At 57.7% G+C, this 18525-nt stretch carries 20 protein-coding genes, 1 tRNA gene and 1 pseudogene; 5 read left to right on the top strand and 17 right to left on the bottom strand.

What is annotated here, in order from left to right; genetic code table 11:
* The first annotated feature begins 109 nt into the window (after positions 1–109).
* Positions 110–874, top strand: coding sequence for a siderophore-interacting protein (locus L362_RS07610; protein ID WP_023326129.1), 765 nt, complete (start codon positions 110–112; stop codon positions 872–874).
* Here L362_RS07610 and L362_RS07615 read toward each other — a convergent pair whose 3' ends face one another.
* From L362_RS07615 to L362_RS07620, 4 genes and pseudogenes are all read right to left on the bottom strand, one after another.
* Positions 875–2044 carry a coiled-coil domain-containing protein gene (locus L362_RS07615; RefSeq protein ID WP_023326128.1) on the bottom strand — a complete coding sequence of 390 codons (1170 nt, stop codon included), beginning with the start codon at positions 2042–2044 and terminating at the stop codon, positions 875–877. It lies immediately after the preceding gene.
* Positions 2045–2521: 477 nt separating this feature from the next.
* Positions 2522–2773 (bottom strand): DUF2542 family protein, encoded by a 252-nt coding sequence (locus tag L362_RS25125; RefSeq protein ID WP_110915166.1) that lies wholly within the window; start codon positions 2771–2773, stop codon positions 2522–2524.
* Between the two features lie 24 nt (positions 2774–2797).
* Positions 2798–2935: pseudogene (locus L362_RS24980) on the bottom strand (site-specific integrase); the annotation flags it as partial.
* 164 nt (positions 2936–3099) lie between these two features.
* A tRNA-Ile gene (locus L362_RS07620) sits at positions 3100–3175 on the bottom strand.
* A gap of 124 nt (positions 3176–3299) precedes the next feature.
* Between L362_RS07620 and mug the strand changes: the two genes are divergently transcribed.
* Complete coding sequence (gene mug, locus L362_RS07625; protein WP_023326099.1) at positions 3300–3806, top strand: G/U mismatch-specific DNA glycosylase; 507 nt, start codon at positions 3300–3302, stop codon at positions 3804–3806.
* A 90-nt stretch (positions 3807–3896) separates the two neighbouring features.
* Here the strand turns inward: mug and rpoD are convergent, their stop codons facing one another.
* The 3 genes from rpoD to rpsU form a co-directional block, all read right to left on the bottom strand.
* Positions 3897–5744 carry an RNA polymerase sigma factor RpoD gene (rpoD, locus tag L362_RS07630; RefSeq protein WP_008503184.1) on the bottom strand — a complete coding sequence of 616 codons (1848 nt, stop codon included), beginning with the start codon at positions 5742–5744 and terminating at the stop codon, positions 3897–3899.
* A 154-nt stretch (positions 5745–5898) separates the two neighbouring features.
* Positions 5899–7644, bottom strand: a complete 1746-nt coding sequence (gene dnaG / locus L362_RS07635; protein WP_023326098.1) for a DNA primase — start codon at positions 7642–7644, stop codon at positions 5899–5901.
* Positions 7645–7758: 114 nt separating this feature from the next.
* Positions 7759–7974: a 30S ribosomal protein S21 gene (rpsU, locus tag L362_RS07640; protein ID WP_001144069.1), complete on the bottom strand. Its 216-nt coding sequence runs from the start codon at positions 7972–7974 to the stop codon at positions 7759–7761.
* A gap of 236 nt (positions 7975–8210) precedes the next feature.
* Between rpsU and tsaD the strand changes: the two genes are divergently transcribed.
* Positions 8211–9224 (top strand): tRNA (adenosine(37)-N6)-threonylcarbamoyltransferase complex transferase subunit TsaD, encoded by a 1014-nt coding sequence (gene tsaD / locus L362_RS07645; RefSeq protein WP_008503186.1) that lies wholly within the window; start codon positions 8211–8213, stop codon positions 9222–9224.
* A gap of 87 nt (positions 9225–9311) precedes the next feature.
* On the opposite strand, the gene ureG is transcribed toward tsaD, so the two are convergent.
* The 10 genes from ureG to plsY all read right to left on the bottom strand — a co-directional run bounded on the left by ureG (position 9312) and on the right by plsY (position 17117).
* Positions 9312–9929 (bottom strand): urease accessory protein UreG, encoded by a 618-nt coding sequence (gene ureG / locus L362_RS07650; protein ID WP_008503187.1) that lies wholly within the window; start codon positions 9927–9929, stop codon positions 9312–9314.
* Positions 9930–9938: 9 nt separating this feature from the next.
* Complete coding sequence (locus L362_RS07655) at positions 9939–10613, bottom strand: urease accessory protein UreF (protein ID WP_023344944.1); 675 nt, start codon at positions 10611–10613, stop codon at positions 9939–9941.
* Positions 10613–11152 (bottom strand): HupE/UreJ family protein, encoded by a 540-nt coding sequence (locus L362_RS07660; RefSeq protein WP_023326096.1) that lies wholly within the window; start codon positions 11150–11152, stop codon positions 10613–10615. Before L362_RS07660 ends, L362_RS07655 begins: the two co-directional genes overlap by 1 nt.
* A 9-nt stretch (positions 11153–11161) precedes the next feature.
* Entirely contained in the window at positions 11162–11626 is a 465-nt protein-coding gene (gene ureE, locus L362_RS07665; protein WP_023344943.1) for an urease accessory protein UreE, read from the bottom strand.
* A gap of 9 nt (positions 11627–11635) precedes the next feature.
* Entirely contained in the window at positions 11636–13339 is a 1704-nt protein-coding gene (ureC, locus tag L362_RS07670) for an urease subunit alpha (protein WP_023344942.1), read from the bottom strand.
* Positions 13332–13646 carry an urease subunit beta gene (locus L362_RS07675; RefSeq protein WP_023344941.1) on the bottom strand — a complete coding sequence of 105 codons (315 nt, stop codon included), beginning with the start codon at positions 13644–13646 and terminating at the stop codon, positions 13332–13334. The genes ureC and L362_RS07675 overlap by 8 nt, the downstream gene beginning before the upstream one ends.
* A gap of 10 nt (positions 13647–13656) precedes the next feature.
* Positions 13657–13959 carry an urease subunit gamma gene (locus tag L362_RS07680; protein WP_003862556.1) on the bottom strand — a complete coding sequence of 101 codons (303 nt, stop codon included), beginning with the start codon at positions 13957–13959 and terminating at the stop codon, positions 13657–13659.
* A gap of 10 nt (positions 13960–13969) precedes the next feature.
* Positions 13970–14797: an urease accessory protein UreD gene (locus L362_RS07685; RefSeq protein ID WP_023344940.1), complete on the bottom strand. Its 828-nt coding sequence runs from the start codon at positions 14795–14797 to the stop codon at positions 13970–13972.
* Positions 14798–14945: 148 nt separating this feature from the next.
* The gene (locus L362_RS07690) at positions 14946–16412 is read right to left on the bottom strand and encodes an MFS transporter (RefSeq protein ID WP_023326091.1); all 1467 of its coding nucleotides are present in this window, start codon (positions 16410–16412) and stop codon (positions 14946–14948) included.
* Positions 16413–16502: 90 nt separating this feature from the next.
* Positions 16503–17117, bottom strand: a complete 615-nt coding sequence (plsY, locus tag L362_RS07695; RefSeq protein ID WP_008502955.1) for a glycerol-3-phosphate 1-O-acyltransferase PlsY — start codon at positions 17115–17117, stop codon at positions 16503–16505.
* Positions 17118–17224: 107 nt separating this feature from the next.
* On the opposite strand from plsY, the gene folB reads away from it, so the two are divergent.
* Together folB and bacA are read left to right on the top strand one after the other, a co-directional pair.
* Complete coding sequence (folB, locus tag L362_RS07700; protein WP_008502956.1) at positions 17225–17593, top strand: bifunctional dihydroneopterin aldolase/7,8-dihydroneopterin epimerase; 369 nt, start codon at positions 17225–17227, stop codon at positions 17591–17593.
* 106 nt (positions 17594–17699) lie between these two features.
* Positions 17700–18521 (top strand): undecaprenyl-diphosphate phosphatase, encoded by an 822-nt coding sequence (gene bacA, locus L362_RS07705; RefSeq protein WP_008502957.1) that lies wholly within the window; start codon positions 17700–17702, stop codon positions 18519–18521.
* Positions 18522–18525: the final 4 nt, after the last annotated feature.

The following is an 18525-nucleotide window of genomic DNA, read 5'->3' as shown; positions in this document are numbered from 1 at the left end:
AGATATATTCAGATGCAATCTAAAAGATCTTGCATTTTTCCTTATTAGTAATCATTATCATTTAAAAATTGATTTAGATATATCGTATTCATCAGAAAAGGGTCTAAAAATGGCATCTACTCGTTATCCACAGCGTGTTCGTAATGACCTGCGTTTTCGCGAGCTGACGGTGCTCCGCGTTGAGCGCGCCAGCGCGGGTTTTCAGCGCATTGTTTTAGGCGGCGAGGCGCTGGAGGGCTTTAGCTCCCGCGGTTTCGACGACCATACCAAAGTCTTTTTCCCGGCACCCGGGACAACGTTTACGCCACCGGTGGTCACCGATGAAGGCATCGACTGGGGTGACGGCGTGCGTCCGCAGGCGCGCGACTATACGCCGCTCTATGATGAGGTCCGTCATGAGCTGATGCTCGATTTCTTCATTCATGACGGCGGCATTGCCAGCAGCTGGGCGGTTGAGGCGAAAGCGGGAGACACGCTGACCATTGGCGGCCCGCGCGGTTCGCTGGTGGTGCCGGAGGATTACGCCTGGCAGCTTTACGTGTGCGATGAATCCGGCATGCCCGCGCTGCGCCGACGCTTAGAGAGCATTGCTCAACTGCCGGTTCGCCCGGACATACACGCGGTCGTGACGGTTGGGGATGAATCGTACCAGGACTATCTGGCGGACCTGAGCGCGTTCAATATCACGTGGGTGGTGGGCCACAGCGAGCAGGCAGTCGCTGACCATCTGGCGGCGCTGACCGTTCCGGAGGACGATTACTTTATCTGGCTGACCGGGGAAGGGAAGGTGGTGAAACGCCTGAGCCGTCAGTTTGAAACCGACGCGATTGACCCACAGCTGGTGCGTGCCAGCGCATACTGGCACGCCAAATAATCAGGCTGCCGAATCCAGCTGCGCTTCGCTCACCTGATGTTCGAGCGAGGCGCGGACCTCGTGCAGCGCTTTCTCCTGCTGAGCAAAGTACGCTTCCATATTGCTCAGCGAGGAGACCAGCAGCCAGGACTCCTCTTTCTCCAGCTCCGCCAGCTCGTTCACTAAAATGTCGATTTGCTCGCGAACCTGCGCCATTTTTTTGCGGATACGTTCCAGATCGTTCAGCCTGTCGCTTGCCATCAATGGCTCGAAGCCCTGCTGCAGGCGGGCCACCAGCGAACGAATGGCTTTCACATCCCCGCGCTGCTTCGCCTGGTTAAGCTGTACCATCATGTTGTTGGCTTCTTCTTTCAGATCGTCCGCCACCAGATCCGGGTGGCAGAGCTTGCTCGCCTGCCGCCAGAGACGCTTGAGTTCGTTCTGGTCCTCTTGTGAAAGATGCTTACCTTTGCGCAGCCGCACTTCGGCATCGTGATGCTGTTCGCGATACTTCTCGTACTCTTCGTTGGCCTCGTCGCGCGCCTGACGCGCAGGCTCCTCCTCGCGCGTTAAGCCGCTCTCCAGCTCCAGCGCTTCGGCCAGCAGGTTGGCAATCAGATTGCTTTGCTGCTCCAGATGCTTACGCGCCTCGGCGGCCTGCACGGAGTCCGCCGGGAGATCGCGCCAGCGCTGGGTCAGCGTCGCCAGCACCTCTACCGCCTGCGCCATATAGTGCTGGCAGCGACGGTAATCCTCCTCGCGACGACGCGCTTCCGCCTGCTGACGACGCAGGTTCAGCTCCGCCAGCGTTTTACGCAGGGCGAGGATCTGCTGCATCAGCGGCCCCAGGCGGGAGAAATAGAGATCGTTGAACTCATCAAGCTGCTGCACCCGCGCGTTGCGGCGGTCAATCAGATCGCGCAGACGCTCTTCCAGCGCCTTCAGCTCCAGCTTGCTGGCCGCCACCTGCGGATCGCGCCACGGCGTCACGGCGCGCTGGCCCTGCAGCCAGGCGGTAATGGCCGCCATGGCCGCGGTGTAGTTCTTCTCCTCAAGCGCCACGACGATTGCCTGTAGATCATCGTCAAACGCTTCATTTTTCAGGCGTGTCAGCTGGCTCTGGATGATGTCGTCATCTTCCAGCTCAATGGCATTTTTAATGATTTCTAGCCGTTTGATCGGTGTGCTCATGATGCCTTTCGCTTTGGCGCTTAAGTATTTGAGTTAAGGTTAGTTGTTGTAAAAGCTACAGGAAATAATACACACGGATGATGATCGGCGCGATGGGGGATTTCTTTAGTTTTTAGGGTTTGTGAGGGTGAGCGGCAGGCCGGACTATGTGTGATTGATTCCGTATGTGCTTGAATAGGGTGCAGCAAAAATCAGAGGCGGGGTGTAACCTGGCAAATGCTTGGGGGAAAACTCAGGGGACAACAAGGGGGCACCCGTTATTCAGCCAACAAAAAAGCCACTCAATCGAGTGGCTTAATCATATGATTCTACAGCTTAAATTTGGTATCCCCTGCTGGACTAGAACCCGCGACCTGGCGATACTGAGCTCCATTTTAAAGATTTATAAAACAATGAGTTAGTTTATTTTTAATGGGTTTTTGCATCGAATAATGTCAAATATGAAAGCATAGTGAATAGGTTTGCTGCCAACGATGCCTATAAAAAATGATAATCGCCATTCAATAGGTAAAGGGCTAAACCAATCATAAAGGAGCCGAACAGCGAAAACACAGTGTTATACCAGTAGAAGTAGATAGGTGTTTCGGATCGGTAGATGTAGTAGTTTTCATATGTGCCTTTATACCAACCGACGAAGACCCCACTTCTAAGAGCTTTTGCTGAATGAAAAATCATCCACAATCCGCAAAGAAGTACACAGATCAATACTAATAATGTATCCCATTCCATATATTGTCTTCTAAAAACAATGCTTTATAAAATTGTTGGTGGGGTGAGCAATGTCGCTTCGTTCAGGTGGTCAGGTGCAAAGTAAGCGTAGCGCATCGTTACCTTAATATCAGAGTGTCCAGGAATGCGCTGGAGTACAAGGATGTTGCCCCCGCGCATCATAACCTCTGCATCCGAAGGGGTTGCATCAACAACTTTCGTACTGGCCCGCTGCTGGCGGGTTTTTTTATGGAACTCCTGCTGCCATTTCGCTGCCCATGGGATTTAAATAAACAAAAAGGCCACTCGCGTGAGTGGCCTAAGTATATGTATGTACTGCTAAAATTTGGTGGCCCCTGCTGGACTTGAACCAGCGACCAAGCGATTATGAGTCGCCTGCTCTAACCACTGAGCTAAGGGGCCGTGGCGGTGAATTATAAAGTAACTCCCCGCAGCAATCCAGCCATTCACACCTGCCTGCTGTTTTTATAAACAACGCATTATCAATCCTTTATACTTCCATAACGATGTATCAGCGGGAGTAAAGATGATCAACGACATTCTGGCCCCTGGCCTGCGGGTGGTGTTCTGCGGAATCAACCCGGGCAAGTCCTCGGCGCACACCGGTTTTCACTTTGCCCATCCGGGCAATCGCTTCTGGAAGGTGATCTATCAGGCCGGATTTACCGACAGGTTACTCAAGCCCGAAGAGGAGCTGCACCTGCTGGATACGCGCTGCGGAATTACCATGCTGGTCGAGCGGCCGACGGTACAGGCAAGCGAGGTCAACCTGCATGAACTGCGCAGCGGCGGGCGGGAGCTGGTGAAGAAGATTGAAGACTACCAGCCGGCCGCACTGGCGATCCTCGGCAAGCAGGCCTACGAGAAGGCATTCAGCCAGCGCGGGGCTAAGTGGGGTAAGCAGAGCATCATGATTGGCGTTACGCAGGTGTGGGTGTTGCCGAACCCGAGCGGGCTCAACAGGGCGACGCTGGACAAGCTGGTGGAGGCCTACAGGGAGCTGGATGAGGCGCTGATGGTGCGGGGGCTTTAGCTCCTCTGCGGCCTGATGCCCTCACCCACAGGGAGAGGGAATAAACAAAAAAAAAGCTCCCGATTGGGAGCTTTTTGCTGTTTATCTGGGTTAGTCGTCCAGGAAGCTACGCAGCACTTCAGAGCGGCTTGGGTGACGCAGCTTACGCAGCGCCTTCGCTTCGATCTGACGGATACGTTCGCGGGTAACGTCGAACTGTTTACCCACTTCTTCCAGCGTGTGGTCGGTGTTCATATCGATACCGAAACGCATACGCAGCACTTTCGCTTCACGGGCGGTCAGGCCAGCCAGAACGTCGTGCGTTGCGGCACGCAGGCTCTCGGTGGTGGCAGAGTCAAGCGGCAGCTCGAGGGTGGTATCCTCGATGAAATCACCCAGATGCGAATCTTCATCATCACCGATCGGTGTTTCCATGGAGATTGGCTCTTTGGCAATCTTCAGCACTTTACGGATCTTGTCTTCCGGCATCAGCATGCGCTCGGCCAGCTCTTCCGGCGTCGGCTCGCGACCCATCTCCTGCAGCATCTGGCGGGAAATACGGTTGAGCTTGTTGATGGTCTCAATCATATGCACCGGAATACGGATGGTGCGCGCCTGATCCGCGATAGAGCGGGTAATAGCCTGACGGATCCACCAGGTAGCGTAGGTGGAGAACTTGTAACCACGACGGTATTCAAACTTGTCTACCGCTTTCATCAGACCGATGTTGCCTTCCTGAATCAGATCCAGGAACTGCAGACCACGGTTGGTGTATTTCTTGGCGATAGAGATAACCAGACGCAGGTTCGCTTCAACCATCTCTTTCTTCGCACGGCGGGCTTTCGCTTCACCGATGGACATGCGACGGTTGATATCTTTAACCTGCTCGATGGTCAGGCCGGTCTCTTCTTCAATCTGCTGCAGCTTCTGCAGGCCGCGATACACGTCTTCTTTCACGTCGTGCAGTTTTTCAGACCACGGCTTGTTCATCGCGATAGCCGCGTTGAACCAGGTTTCGCTGGTTTCGTTGCCGGTGAAGAGGGTGATGAAGTTCTTCTTCGGCATTTTGCACTGCTCAACGCACAGCTTCATGATGATGCGTTCCTGGGTACGTACGCGATCCATCATCACGCGCATGCTGTTCACCAGGTAGTCGAACTGTTTTGGCACCAGGCGGAACTGTTTGAACACTTCAGACAGTTTCAGGATCTCTTCCTGAGCGGCTGCGTGGCTGCGGCCTTTCGCTTTGATGGTGTCACGCGTCACTTCGTACTGAGTACGCAGCTCGGCAAACTTCTCGCGCGCCAGTTCCGGGTCGATGCTGTTGTCATCATCGGCGCTGTCGTCGTCGCTCTCTTCCTCATCTTCGTCTTCGTCATCATCCATCTCTTCCTGAGACAGTTCAGAACCGACGTGAGTGGCGGTAGGTGCCATATCTTCTTCAGCGTTCGGGTCGACAAAACCGGTGATCAGGTCAGACAGGCGCGCTTCTTCCGCTTCAACGCGATCGTACTGCTCCAGCAGATAGGTGATCGCTTCCGGGTACTCGGCAACAGAGCACTGAACCTGGTTGATCCCATCTTCGATGCGTTTTGCGATGTCAATTTCGCCTTCGCGGGTCAACAGTTCAACGGTACCCATTTCGCGCATGTACATGCGGACCGGGTCAGTGGTACGCCCGATTTCAGATTCCACGCTGGACAGTACCTGTGCAGCAGCTTCTTCCGCATCTTCGTCAGTGTTGTTGGAGGTTTCAGCCAGCAACAGATCATCGGCATCCGGTGCTTCTTCCATCACCTGAATGCCCATGTCATTGATCATTTGGATGATGTCTTCGATTTGATCTGAATCGACGATATCTTCCGGCAGATGGTCATTGACCTCGGCATAGGTCAGATAGCCTTGCTCCTTACCACGTTGGACAAGAAGTTTCAGCTGTGACTGCGGGTTTTGCTCCATAAGACGGTATCCACACTTAATTCGTTTGATTGGTGTCGGCGATGGGGCTGCCAACCTTTAAAGCGAGGGCGTACTTATATTTTTGCCGCTGCCTCTCAGTGCGGCTGCCGGGGGCTTCCCGATCGATATTCGGCACTTAAGCCGTTAAATTTCTTTATTTCTTCGCCAGTTCCTGGTTAATCATCCAGAGCTCCCGGCGTTCTTCGCTGCTCAAACCGTGTGTGCGCTCGCGAGCTATCAACTCTTCCTGGCGCAGCTCAAGCATCGAATCAAACATATGGTTGAGTGAGTCGGTGAACGTTTTTTCTGCAATGTCCTTATCTGCTATATCGTCCCACATCGACAATTTTTCAAGGGTTGCGGCCTCTTTTGTGCCTCGATAATGCTCTAAAAGTTGTCCGGTGGTCAGACCTGGCTGAGACAAACAGGTGTTGACCAGTTCTGAAAATAAGGCAAGCCCGGGCAATTTTTCGTGGTTCAAACCCGCCAGCGACGGCACCTGTGGCGCCAGCTCGGGGTTTTGTACCAGTAACCCTATCAGTATACGCATGGTTGTGCGTTTTAGCTGAGGCGCGGGGCGAACCGCACCGTTTTCAGCCTGTTTAGGCATTAAACGTTCAAGCTGGCTGTCATCCAGAATGCCGAGCTTGTTGCCTAGCTCCTGACGCAGGTAGATGCGCAGCGTTTCGCCGGGCACCTGACTGATTAACGGCAGCGCCAGCGTGCTGAGCTGCGCGCGCCCGTCAGGAGTACTCAAATCGACCTGCGGCATCAGGCTGTTAAACAAAAACGTGGAGAGCGGCTGTGCCTGCTCCATCCGCGCTTCAAACGCCGCTTTGCCCTCTTTACGCACCAGCGTATCCGGGTCTTCACCGTCGGGCAGGAACATAAAGCGCAACTGACGCCCGTCGGTCATATAGGGTAGCGCGGTTTCCAGCGCGCGCCAGGCGGCGTCGCGTCCGGCGCGGTCTCCGTCGTAACAACAAATCACGTTGTTGGTCACGCGGAACAGCAGCTGGATGTGATCCGCCGTCGTGGACGTTCCTAACGACGCAACCGCGTAGTTAATGTCGTACTGCGCCAGCGCAACGACGTCCATATAGCCTTCGACGACCAGAAGACGCGGTGGTTCCGCGTTATCCTGCTGCGCCTCATAAAGGCCGTAAAGCTGGCGGCCCTTATGGAAAATATCGGTTTCCGGGGAGTTGAGGTACTTCGGCAGGGCATCACCCAGCACGCGACCACCAAAACCAATTACCCGGCCTCGCTTGTCGCGGATTGGGAACATTACCCGTTCGCGGAAGCGGTCGTAGCTTCGTCCCTGGTCGTTGGTGACCAGCATGCCTGCATCGATGAGAGACTTACGATCTTCGCTATTGCCGCCAAAACGCTTTAACACGTTGTCCCAGCCGGGCGGGGCGTAGCCAATAGCGAAACGCGCAATGACATCGTCGCTCAGTCCGCGCTTGTTCAGATACTGACGCGCAGGTTCAGCCGCAGAGTGCTTAAGAGACTGTTGGTAAAACGAATTCAGGCCATCCATCAGTTGATACAGCGTTTGCCGTTGATGGCGCTCGATCTGACTTGGCCCACTGCCAGCTTCATACGGCACTTCAAGGTTATGCATTGCCGCCAGCTCTTCGACGGTTTCAACGAACTCGAGCTTGTCGTAGTTCATTAAAAAATCGACGGCATTACCGTGAGCACCACAGCCGAAGCAATGGTAAAACTGCTTTTCACCGTTTACGGTGAAGGAGGGGGTTTTTTCGTTATGGAACGGACAGCACGCATGGTAATTCTTGCCCTGCTTCTTCAGCTTTACCCGCGCGTCGATGAGATCGACGATGTCGGTTCTGGCGAGCAGGTCATTGATGAAAACGCGTGGGATTCTTCCGGCCATATGCCCCAAAATTTAAGCGACTTATAAACGAAAACAAGCCGCGCATTCCTTCCGGAAGCACGGCCTTACGACTACTACTCTGTCTGTCAATTGAGGGCTGAGGCCCTCAACCAATTAGTACAGACGAGTACGGCGTGCGTTTTCGCGAGCCAGTTTCTTCGCGTGACGTTTCACAGCGGAAGCTTTAGCGCGCTTACGTTCGGTCGTTGGTTTTTCATAAAACTCACGACGACGAACTTCAGCCAGAACACCTGCTTTCTCGCATGAACGTTTGAAGCGACGCAGTGCTACGTCGAACGGCTCGTTTTCACGTACTTTAATTACCGGCATGTAACTCTCACCTTTAATAAATTCGGTTTGCCGCTGGCATCAACGCCAGCTTATTTCAAAATGGTGCGGAATTTTACTGCAAATGCTGCTGCTTTGTAAAGCACCGATGCGATTTTGAAAGGGACTTTAATAAGGGTGAGGAGTATACACGAGCCTTCTTCCAGGGGCGAACAAAGTTTTACAAGTCGGGTCATTGACCCTACACTGCGCGGTATTGAAACGAGGTAAAACAAGTCATGCGTGTACTGGGTATTGAAACATCCTGCGATGAAACCGGCATCGCCATTTACGACGACGAAAAAGGGCTTCTGGCCAACCAACTGTATAGTCAGGTGAAATTGCACGCTGACTACGGCGGCGTCGTGCCTGAACTGGCCTCTCGTGACCACGTGCGTAAAACCGTTCCCCTGATTCAGGCGGCGCTGAAAGAGGCCGGGTTAAGTTCAACCGATATTGATGCCGTGGCCTACACCGCGGGGCCGGGTCTGGTCGGCGCGCTGCTGGTCGGCGCGACGGTTGGCCGTTCGCTGGCCTTCGCGTGGGATGTGCCAGCCATCCCGGTTCACCATATGGAAGGGCACCTTCTGGCGCCGATGCTGGAAGAGAATCCGCCTGAATTTCCGTTTGTGGCGCTGCTGGTCTCCGGCGGCCATACGCAGCTGATTAGCGTCACGGGCATTGGCAAGTACGAGCTGCTGGGCGAGTCAATCGACGACGCTGCCGGTGAAGCGTTCGACAAAACCGCCAAGCTGCTGGGACTCGATTACCCAGGCGGCCCGATGCTGTCCAAAATGGCGGCGCAGGGAACGGAAGGGCGCTTTGTCTTCCCGCGTCCGATGACCGACCGTCCGGGGCTGGACTTCAGCTTCTCCGGGCTGAAAACCTTCGCGGCCAACACGATCCGCAATAACGACGACAGCGAGCAGACCCGCGCCGATATCGCCCGCGCGTTTGAAGATGCGGTGGTGGATACGCTGATGATCAAGTGCAAGCGCGCGCTGGATCAGACCGGCTTCAAGCGTCTGGTGATGGCGGGCGGCGTCAGCGCCAACCGCACGCTGCGCGCGAAGCTCGCCGAGATGATGCAAAAGCGTCGTGGGGAAGTGTTCTACGCCCGTCCCGAATTCTGTACCGATAACGGGGCGATGATTGCCTACGCCGGTATGGTGCGCCTGAACGCTGGCGCAACGTCTGACCTGAGCGTGTCCGTGCGTCCGCGCTGGCCGCTGGCGGAACTGCCTGAGGCGTGAGTTTTTTTGCCCGGTGGCGCTGCGCTTACCGGACCTACAAAACCGTAGGCCGGGTCAGGCGAAGCCGCCACCCGGCAATAACCCGCACTACACCCGCAGCATCCCTTTCTCTTCCAGAAACGCAATAATCGTCCCCAGACCGTCTCCCGCTTTCAGGTTGGTAAAGGTCCACGGACGCTCGCCGCGCATGCGGTTGGTGTCGCGCTCCATCACCTCCAGCGACGCCCCCACGTACGGCGCGAGATCGGTTTTGTTGATCACCAGAAAATCGGACTTGGTGATCCCCGGCCCGCCCTTGCGCGGAATTTTTTCCCCTTCAGCCACGTCGATCACGTAAATGGTCAGATCCGCCAGCTCCGGGCTGAACGTCGCGCTCAGGTTGTCCCCGCCGCTTTCCACGAAGATCAGATCCAGATTGCCGAACTTCTCGCTGAGCGCTTCCACCGCCGCCAGGTTCATCGAGGCGTCTTCGCGGATAGCGGTATGCGGGCAGCCGCCGGTCTCCACGCCCACGATGCGCTCCGGCGCCAGCGCGCCCGCCTCGGTCAGGATGCGCTGATCCTCTTTGGTGTAGATGTCGTTGGTCACCACCGCCAGGTGATACGTGTCGCGCATTGCCTTGCAGAGCGCTTCCAGCAGCGCGGTTTTGCCCGACCCTACCGGGCCACCCACGCCCACGCGCAGGGGATGTTTGTAATCAGCCATGTTGACTCCTCAGGAACGGAATAGTCGTGAATATTGGGTTTCGTGGCGCGCGGAGGCGATGGCGGACAGCGGCGTTGCTGCCCCCAGCGCGTCGTCGCGACGTAAAAAGGCCTGTTCAAGCCCGGCGGCAAAATGGTCGCTCAGCTCGATAATCAGCTGCTGCGCCGCCTGCTGCCCAAACGGCACCAGCTTGACGCCTGCCATGACCGCGCTCTCAATCCAGCTGTAACCGAGGCTCAGCGCCAGCTCGCGCACGTCAATGCCCCAGCGCACGCCGAGCCACGCCATGCCGCAGAGCTGGCTTTGCCTGCACAGCGCCAGCCATTCTGCCGGGCAGTCCGGCTCCCAGCTTTTGATGAGACGCGTAAAGGCCGCTCCGCGGTTGCGTTCTTCTTCGCGCAGCTCGCGCGTTTCCCGACAGGCGAGCAGGTATGCCGTCCAGCGTCTGGCCGTCGCCAGGTCGTTCCGATTGCAGGCCTGGCAGAGACGGTGAAACAGCGGCAGATCGACGCAGAAAAAACTCTGCTCCATCTGCTGGATCTGCCAGCGTTTAAAGGCGTCGGCGTCCGTGACCCAGCCCGCCTCCACGGCCCACTCCAGCCCCTGCGACCAGGTAAACGATCCGACCGGCAGGCTGCTGCTGGAGAGCTGCATCAGGCGCAGCCACTGGCGGGCGTGCTCCATCAGCTCATCAGCGCCAGCAGGGCGGAGACGATCAGCCCGCCGCCGAAGGTTTTACGCAGGCCGTCGTGACGGCGCAGCAGCAAGCCTGCGGCGAAACTGGCGCACAGCACCGTCGCGCTGGCGAACATAAACCCGCTGGTGAACAGCCAGAAGCTATGGCCGGACATCTCCACGCCGTGCGCCCAGCCGTGGAACATCGCCAGGGCAGGCACCGCCAGCAGCAGACGGTTTTCAGTCTTAAACATCATCACGCCGCTGACCGCCAGCGAGGCGATAATCAGCATCTCCATGCCGCTAAAGCCGCCGAGCAGGCTGCCCGCAACGGCGCCGACAAGCATCATCCCGAGGGTGGCAAACGGCAGCAGGAGCTTGCGGCCGCTCAGCGCCGAGAGCACGCCAGCGCCCGCTAGCATTAGCAGGTGATCGAGCCCGGTCAGCGGATGGAAAAAACCAGCCTGAAAGCTGTCGGCACCGTGGCCGGGATGCGCGAGCGCGGGAACGGAAAAAGCCAGCAGTAACAGGGGGAGTAACTTGCGCATGATGGATCCTTAATGTGAATGGGCGTGAGCGTGGCTATGGCTGTGGGCATCGCTGGCATACGCGCCCGCTTCCGGTTCAAACGGCAGGCTGGCGTAGGTCACCTCCAGCCCAAACTGGCGCAGCATATCGTCGAGAACGTGATCGTGGTGATAGCGCAGCTCGCCGGGCATCACCTGCAGCGGCACGTGGCGGTTGCCCAGGTGGTAGCAGGCGCGGGCCAGCAGGAACGGGTCGGCGCAGCGCACCACGGAGACGGACTCAGCCGCTGCGATCACTTCGATCACCTCACTGCCGTCGTCGGTGGTCAGCAGGTCCCCCCCGCGCAGCAGCAGGCCGCGCGGCAGCATCAGCCCGGCTTCGCGCCCGTCGTTCAGCGCCACGCGGGCGCGGCTTTTCACCCGCACGTCAATCGGCAGCGTGACGCTGGCGGTGATCGGGTGCGCATGGTCCAGACGTTGGGTTAAATAGATCATCATTACTCCTCAAAACAGGAAATAGCGTTGCGCCATCGGCAGAACGTCAGCCGGTTCGCTGGTAATCAGTTCGCCGTCGACGCGCACCTCGTAGGTTTGCGAATCAACGGTGATGTTCGGTTGCAGAGCGTTATGGATCATGTCGGCCTTTTTCACCGTCCGGCAGCCTTTTACCACCGCCGTGGCGCTCTGCAGACTGAGCTGCTGTGGGATGCCGTTCGCACTGGCGGCCTGCGAGATAAACGTCAGCCGCGTAGCGTGGCGCGCGGCGCCCAGCGATCCAAACATCGGGCGGTAATGCACCGGCTGCGGCGTGGGGATCGAGGCGTTGATGTCGCCCATCGGCGCGCAGGCGATCATCCCGCCCTTGACGATGGTGGCGGGCTTGACGCCGAAGAACGCCGGGGACCAGACCACCAGATCTGCCAGCTTGCCCGCCTCAATCGAACCGACTTCATGGGCGATACCGTGGGTCAGCGCCGGGTTAATGGTGTATTTGGCGACGTAGCGCTTGACGCGGAAATTGTCGTTTTCGCCGGTCTCTTCCGGCAGCGCGCCGCGCTGGACCTTCATGCGGTGCGCGACCTGCCAGGTGCGGATAATCACTTCCCCGACGCGGCCCATGGCCTGGGAGTCTGACGAGGTGAGCGAGAACGCGCCGATATCGTGCAGCACGTCTTCCGCGGCGATGGTCTCCCGACGAATGCGGGATTCGGCAAACGCCACGTCCTCGGCGATATCCGGATCGAGGTGATGGCAAACCATCAGCATGTCGAGATGTTCGTCGATGGTATTGACCGTGTAGGGCAGCGTCGGGTTGGTGGAGGAGGGCAGAATATTCGGGTGTGCGCAGGCGGTGATGATATCCGGCGCGTGGCCACCGCCCGCCCCTTCGGTGTGGAAGGTGTGGATGGTGCGCCCGCCAATGGCGGCCAGCGTATCTTCGACAAACCCGGACTCGTTCAGCGTGTCGCTGTGCAGCGCCACCTGAATGTCCATCTCTTCGGCCACCTCCAGCGAGCAGTTGATCGCCGCAGGCGTCGCGCCCCAGTCTTCGTGGATCTTCAGCCCGATGGCGCCCGCGGCAATCTGCTCGCGCAGGGCCGCAGGATTGGAGCCGTTCCCCTTGCCGAGCAGGCCAATATTCACCGGCAGCCTATCGGCAGCCTGCAGCATTCGGGCGATATACCACGGCCCCGGCGTACAGGTGGTGGCGTTGGTGCCCGCCGCCGGACCGGTGCCGCCGCCGATCATGGTGGTAACGCCGGAGACCAGCGCCTCTTCCGCCTGCTGCGGGCAGATCCAGTGGATGTGGGTGTCGATCCCGCCTGCGGTGACGATCTTCCCTTCGGCGGCAATCACTTCCGTCGCCGCGCCAATCGGGATCGTCACGCCGGGCTGGATGTCCGGGTTCCCGGCTTTACCGACGGCAAAGATCCGCCCGTTCTTGACGCCGATATCGGCTTTCACGATCCCCCAGTGATCGACGATCAGCGCGTTGGTCAGCACCAGATCCACGCAGTCGTTTGCGGTCATCTGCCCCTGACCCATGCCGTCGCGGATCACCTTCCCGCCGCCGAACTTGACCTCTTCGCCGTAGATCGTGAGATCGTCTTCTACTTCAATCCACAGCTCGCTGTCGGCCAGCCGCACCTTATCGCCGGTGGTGGGGCCGAACATATCGGCGTAAGCCTGGCGCGAAATCTCAGCCATGTTTCACCTCGCCCATTACCTCGCCGCGAAAGCCGACAATGCGCTGCGCACCCGAGACCTGAACCAGCGTCACTTCCCGCTTCTGGCCGGGCTCAAAGCGCACGGCGGTGCCGGCCGGGATGTTTAACCGGTAGCCTCGGGTCGCCTCACGGTTAAACTTCAGCGCCGGGTTGACTTCGTAAAAGTGATAGTGCGATCCGACCTGGATCGGCCTGTCGCCGTGATTTTCGACAATCACGGTTTGGGTTTCGCGCCCGACGTTGATCGCAATCGTGCCGGGCTGGATCTGGTATTCGCCTGGGATCATCACGCGCTCCTTAGACGATCGGGTTGTGGACGGTGACGAGCTTGGATCCGTCCGGGAAGGTGGCTTCCACCTGAATGTCCGGGATCATCTCCGGCACGCCCTCCATCACCTGGTCGCGCGTCAGGACGTGGCGGCCCGCCTCCATCAGCGAGGCGACGGTTTCGCCATCGCGCGCGCCTTCCATGATGAAGGCGCTGATCAGCGCGACCGATTCCGGATAATTGAGCTTTACCCCGCGCGCAAGGCGGCGTTCGGCAACCAGCGCGGCGGTAAACAGCAACAGCTTGTCTTTTTCTCTGGGGGTCAGTTCCATAACGTTTCTCTTATGTCTGCCAGATACGCGGCGAGCAGGCGGTTTTGGTGGTAAGAAGCGGGCGAAGCGACTGCCAGATGTCGCGCATCGCCCGCTGGCAAATCAGGTTGTCGTGGGAGAGAAAACGCACCGACAGCAGCTCGTCGGTGAGTGTTGCCCCCGCAAAATGGCCCAGAGGCGCGAGCAGCGCGCGCACCGTGTCGAGATGTTCTTCTCTGGCCGGGTAGAATAGCAGCGTGCCGATCCACGGATGCCCGGCGACGGGCGTAAGATCGCCGTTGCTGAGGTGCAGACGCTCAATCAGACGCGGCTCGTCCTCAACCCAGACTTCAAGGCGGCTCTCCAGCGTGCCGTGGCTAAAGGTCTCATTGATTACCGGTCGTCCCAGGCAGTACAGCTCGCACGCCAGCAGCGTGCTGGAGGCTTTCAGGTGGAAGATGGAGCGCAGCGCGGCATTCGCACCGGGGAAGATAATGGTGTCCTGCGGCAGCCACTCCAGCGTGGATCCCTCATCGAGATAAAAGTGCTGATGCAGGCGAGCCTGCGGGCCGCTGCTGCGATAGAACTTGCTGGCGCCGGGCATGGTGATAAGCGCATGGCTTTTGGCGTCCAGACGCACGGTAATATCCAGCCTATCCCCGCCCACAACCCCACCCGGCGGGTGCAGAAGATAGAGGTGGCAGGTCTCGCCTTCGGGATAAAATGGACGCTGAACGGTAAGCGGCCCGACGTGATGAGCGGAGTGCAGGAGGGTTTTCTCAGGGGTGTGACAAAACTGCAGGGCAAGCGACGCCTGCCAGCCTTTGTACGAATTATCAGTGACCTGAGCTGCTAACATGCTGCATCCATCTGCTCATCATCGGGGTCGTTTCAGTATGCCCTGGCAGAATTGAAGGCTGTCATATGAGTCGCTTATGGATGGTCTGTAATGTAGGCCGGGTAAGCGCAGCGCCACCCGGCAGGAAAAGCGATGATATTATTTATTATTAGCGGTAATCCTCCGCATCCACATCATACCCCGACGGCTCCCAGCGGATCGCCAGCAGCGAGGCCAGGCCGATAAATGGCGCCAGCGCAATCACCCAGAACACGGCGGTGTCGAGCGAGGCGACCAGCAGCGGGAACAGGAACAGCGACAGCGTCGAGCTGCTGCGCATCAGCGTCTGGTTAAGGCCCACGCCGACGCCGCGCAGCGAGGTCGGATAGCTCAGTGAGGCAAACGTCATGGTATGTGCGCCCGGGCCGAAGCCCTGACCGAACAGGAAGAGCGCCAGCATCGCCACGGCAAGCACGCCTTCGGTGGCGCCTTCCGGGCGACCAATCAGCCCCAGGCCCAGCAGCGCGACCAGCTGGCAGGCGTAACCCGCCAGCGACATCCGCCATGCGCCGAAGCGCGGCACGTAGCGTACCGCCAGCAGTCCGCCGACGAAGGCAAACAGCAGGTTAAGCGCCAGAGAAATCAGGATGGTGGTCAGCATCGACTGGACGAAGAAGCTGGAGATGATCACCGGCAGACCAAACGCCACCGCGTTATAGGCGAACGAAGAGACGACGGACAGCAGCGTGGCGAGCGTGGTGCGCCGCAGATAGATCCCGCGGAACAGGTTCAGGTAGTTGGACCATTTCGCTTTATTCACGACGGGAGCTGGCTGGCTGAGCGCATCCTGCGGCACGTGGGCATTGATGTTATACGATTGACGCAAAATAGACGCCGCCTCCTTCAGGTTGCCCTGATTTGCCGCCCAGACCGGCGATTCGCTCATGTAGCGGCTGCGGATAGCGATAATCACCAGCGCGGGTACCGCGCCGAAGCCAAGGATCAGGCGCCACAGCCAGTCGCTGTGGCTTTCCGGCAGCACGGCGTAGAAGAAGAGCACCAGCAGGTAGGAGATACTGATGGCGGCATACCAGGTGGGGCACCACATGGCGACGCTGGAGGCCTTATTGCCGGGGCCTTTTAGCCTGGCGAACTCGCTTAAAAATGCCATCGCTACGGGAAGGTCGATCCCGACGCCAAGCCCCATGACAAAGCGGGCACCCGCCAGCACATATTCGTTCGGGGCCAGCGCACAGGCGATGGCGGCCACCACGAAGAAGAGCATGTCGGCCATAAAGACGCGATAGCGCCCGATTTTATCCGTGAGATAACCGCCGAGCAGCGCCCCGACAATCGCGCCAAACGTAATGGCGGACGCCACCATGCCGGTACCGGCGGGCGTCAGGTTAAATTCGCGGGTGATATCTTTTATGCCGAAGGCCAGCGCGCCCAGATCGTAGGCATCGAGGAAAATCCCGCCCAGCGCGATACCGATCACGATGCGAGCATTGGCCCGGCCCTGAGAACCATCATTAACGAGGCGTGAAACATCCGATGCGCTGCGCACCCACTGGATGTCGCCATCGGAACGTTTTCCTGCCGTTGAAAGGGGGGTTGTTTCTGTGATTTCTGCCATTTTCTTCTTATGTGGTTGTGTTGTGTCATTAACAGTTACCACAGGCAGAAGGTGACCAAAATCACATTTGGCTATAAGGCATAACTAACCTTACGGAGCGTCTTTTTTCTTCCTCTTGAGCTTCGTCCAGATTTTGGTCTCCTGACGACGCCACAGGCGCTGAATATTGTCGTGATGACGCAGCAGGATAAGGCAGGAGAGCATCGATACCGGGAAGGTGAACTGAGGTTTGAACCACCAGACGTAGAACGGGGCGATCAGCGCGCTGACGATCGCGCCCAGCGACGAATAGCCGCTCAGCAGAATGGTGAGCAGCCAGGTGCCAGCCATCACGCCGGTTAAATCCCAGCCGATAGGCGCAATGGCACCAAAGGCGGTTGCCACGCCTTTGCCGCCTTTAAAACCGAAGAATACGGGCCAGATGTGGCCGACACAGGCAGCAATGGCAATGAGCCCCAGCCAGAACGGCGTGACGCCCAGCGCATACGCGCCCCAGACGGGTAGCATCCCTTTCAGAACATCAAAAATCAAAACCGCTACGGCTGCTCCCTTGCCGCCAATTCGTAGTACGTTGGTCGCTCCCGGATTCCCGGAACCACTTTCACGCGGGTCAGGTAACCCGGCGATGCGGCAGACCAGAATGGCGCTGGAGATTGAGCCGCAAAGATAGGCGAGGAGGATCATTCCAGGCGCGATTGCACTCATAACGCTGTTCCGTTTTGAAAATGTATCTGTATTCTCAGCATCTGTGGATAATACGCATAATTCGCCGGAAGTGGTATCCGGTTTAGCCAAAAAGCAGGCAGGTCGTGATGGATATTGTATTTATAGAGCAACTTTCGGTAATCACCACTATTGGTGTTTACGACTGGGAACAGACCATCGAGCAGAAGCTGGTGTTCGATATCGAAATGGGCTGGGATAACCGCAAATCGGCAAAAAGCGATGACGTGAACGACTGTCTCAGCTACGCCGACATCAGTGAAACGGTCATCGGCCACGTGGAAGGGCAACGTTTTGCGCTGGTCGAACGGGTGGCGGAAGAGGTCGCAGAATTGCTGCTGAAAAAATTCAACTCACCGTGGGTGCGCATCAAGCTGAGCAAACCGGGCGCGGTGGCGCGCGCCGCCAACGTGGGCGTCATTATCGAGCGTGGCACAAATCTGAAAGGCAAGATTTAACGTCATAATAGCTAAACCCTTTTAGGTTATATCTGTCTTATAGCTGTATCTTTCACGGTAGCCGTCGGGGCGACCGTTTTTTTTATATTTTTTTAGGGGTTTATAGATGAGCGATATGCACTCGCTGCTGGTGGCGGCAATACTGGGTGTGGTCGAAGGATTGACGGAGTTTTTACCGGTTTCCAGTACCGGCCATATGATCATTGTTGGTCATCTGCTGGGCTTTGAAGGCGATACCGCCAAAACGTTTGAAGTGGTGATCCAACTGGGGTCTATTCTTGCGGTGGTGGTGATGTTCTGGCGCCGTCTGTTTGGCCTGATCGGTATCCATTTTGGCCGTCCGCCGCAGCACGAAGGGATGAGTAAAGGCCGCCTGTCGCTGATCCATATTCTGCTCGGGATGATCCCGGCGGTGGTGCTGGGCCTGGTTTTCCACGACGCCATCAAATCGCTGTTTAACCCGATTAACGTGATGTACGCGCTGGTGGTGGGCGGCTTCCTGCTGATCGCCGCGGAAGTGCTGAAGCCAAAAACGCCGCGCGCGGAAGGGCTGGACGATATGACGTATCGTCAGGCGTTTATCATTGGCTGCTTCCAGTGTCTGGCGCTGTGGCCGGGCTTCTCCCGTTCAGGTGCAACCATTTCCGGTGGGATGCTGATGGGCGTAAGCCGTTACGCCGCGTCAGAGTTTTCGTTCCTGCTGGCCGTGCCGATGATGATGGGCGCCACCGCGCTTGACCTCTATAAAAGCATTGGTTTCCTGACCACCGGCGACATTCCGATGTTCGCCGTCGGCTTCATCACCGCGTTTATCGTGGCGCTGATTGCCATCAAAACCTTCCTGCAGCTGATTAAGCGTATCTCGTTCATTCCGTTCGCGATCTACCGCTTTATCGTTGCCGCTGCGGTGTACGTGGTCTTCTTCTGACCGA

Origin of the sequence: Enterobacter sp. MGH 16 (genome assembly GCF_000493175.1) — a bacterium.
Lineage (GTDB): Bacteria > Pseudomonadota > Gammaproteobacteria > Enterobacterales > Enterobacteriaceae > Enterobacter > Enterobacter roggenkampii.
The sequence above is the reverse complement of the archived record's forward strand: the minus strand, read 5'-3'. Positions and strand labels throughout refer to the sequence as shown.

Coding starts and splice junctions, on each gene's coding strand:
- L362_RS07690 (WP_023326091.1), bottom strand. CDS start 16,412: ATGGCAGAAATCACAGAAACAACCCCCCTTTCAACGGCAGGAAAACGT.
- L362_RS07685 (WP_023344940.1), bottom strand. CDS start 14,797: ATGTTAGCAGCTCAGGTCACTGATAATTCGTACAAAGGCTGGCAGGCG.
- ureC (WP_023344942.1), bottom strand. CDS start 13,339: ATGGCTGAGATTTCGCGCCAGGCTTACGCCGATATGTTCGGCCCCACC.
- L362_RS07680 (WP_003862556.1), bottom strand. CDS start 13,959: ATGGAACTGACCCCCAGAGAAAAAGACAAGCTGTTGCTGTTTACCGCC.
- tsaD (WP_008503186.1), top strand. CDS start 8,211: ATGCGTGTACTGGGTATTGAAACATCCTGCGATGAAACCGGCATCGCC.
- rpoD (WP_008503184.1), bottom strand. CDS start 5,744: ATGGAGCAAAACCCGCAGTCACAGCTGAAACTTCTTGTCCAACGTGGT.
- L362_RS25125 (WP_110915166.1), bottom strand. CDS start 2,773: ATGGAATGGGATACATTATTAGTATTGATCTGTGTACTTCTTTGCGGA.
- L362_RS07660 (WP_023326096.1), bottom strand. CDS start 11,152: ATGCGCAAGTTACTCCCCCTGTTACTGCTGGCTTTTTCCGTTCCCGCG.
- mug (WP_023326099.1), top strand. CDS start 3,300: ATGATCAACGACATTCTGGCCCCTGGCCTGCGGGTGGTGTTCTGCGGA.
- ureG (WP_008503187.1), bottom strand. CDS start 9,929: ATGGCTGATTACAAACATCCCCTGCGCGTGGGCGTGGGTGGCCCGGTA.
- ureE (WP_023344943.1), bottom strand. CDS start 11,626: ATGATCTATTTAACCCAACGTCTGGACCATGCGCACCCGATCACCGCC.
- rpsU (WP_001144069.1), bottom strand. CDS start 7,974: ATGCCGGTAATTAAAGTACGTGAAAACGAGCCGTTCGACGTAGCACTG.
- plsY (WP_008502955.1), bottom strand. CDS start 17,117: ATGAGTGCAATCGCGCCTGGAATGATCCTCCTCGCCTATCTTTGCGGC.
- L362_RS07655 (WP_023344944.1), bottom strand. CDS start 10,613: ATGGAGCACGCCCGCCAGTGGCTGCGCCTGATGCAGCTCTCCAGCAGC.
- L362_RS07610 (WP_023326129.1), top strand. CDS start 110: ATGGCATCTACTCGTTATCCACAGCGTGTTCGTAATGACCTGCGTTTT.
- dnaG (WP_023326098.1), bottom strand. CDS start 7,644: ATGGCCGGAAGAATCCCACGCGTTTTCATCAATGACCTGCTCGCCAGA.
- L362_RS07675 (WP_023344941.1), bottom strand. CDS start 13,646: ATGATCCCAGGCGAATACCAGATCCAGCCCGGCACGATTGCGATCAAC.
- L362_RS07615 (WP_023326128.1), bottom strand. CDS start 2,044: ATGAGCACACCGATCAAACGGCTAGAAATCATTAAAAATGCCATTGAG.
- folB (WP_008502956.1), top strand. CDS start 17,225: ATGGATATTGTATTTATAGAGCAACTTTCGGTAATCACCACTATTGGT.
- bacA (WP_008502957.1), top strand. CDS start 17,700: ATGAGCGATATGCACTCGCTGCTGGTGGCGGCAATACTGGGTGTGGTC.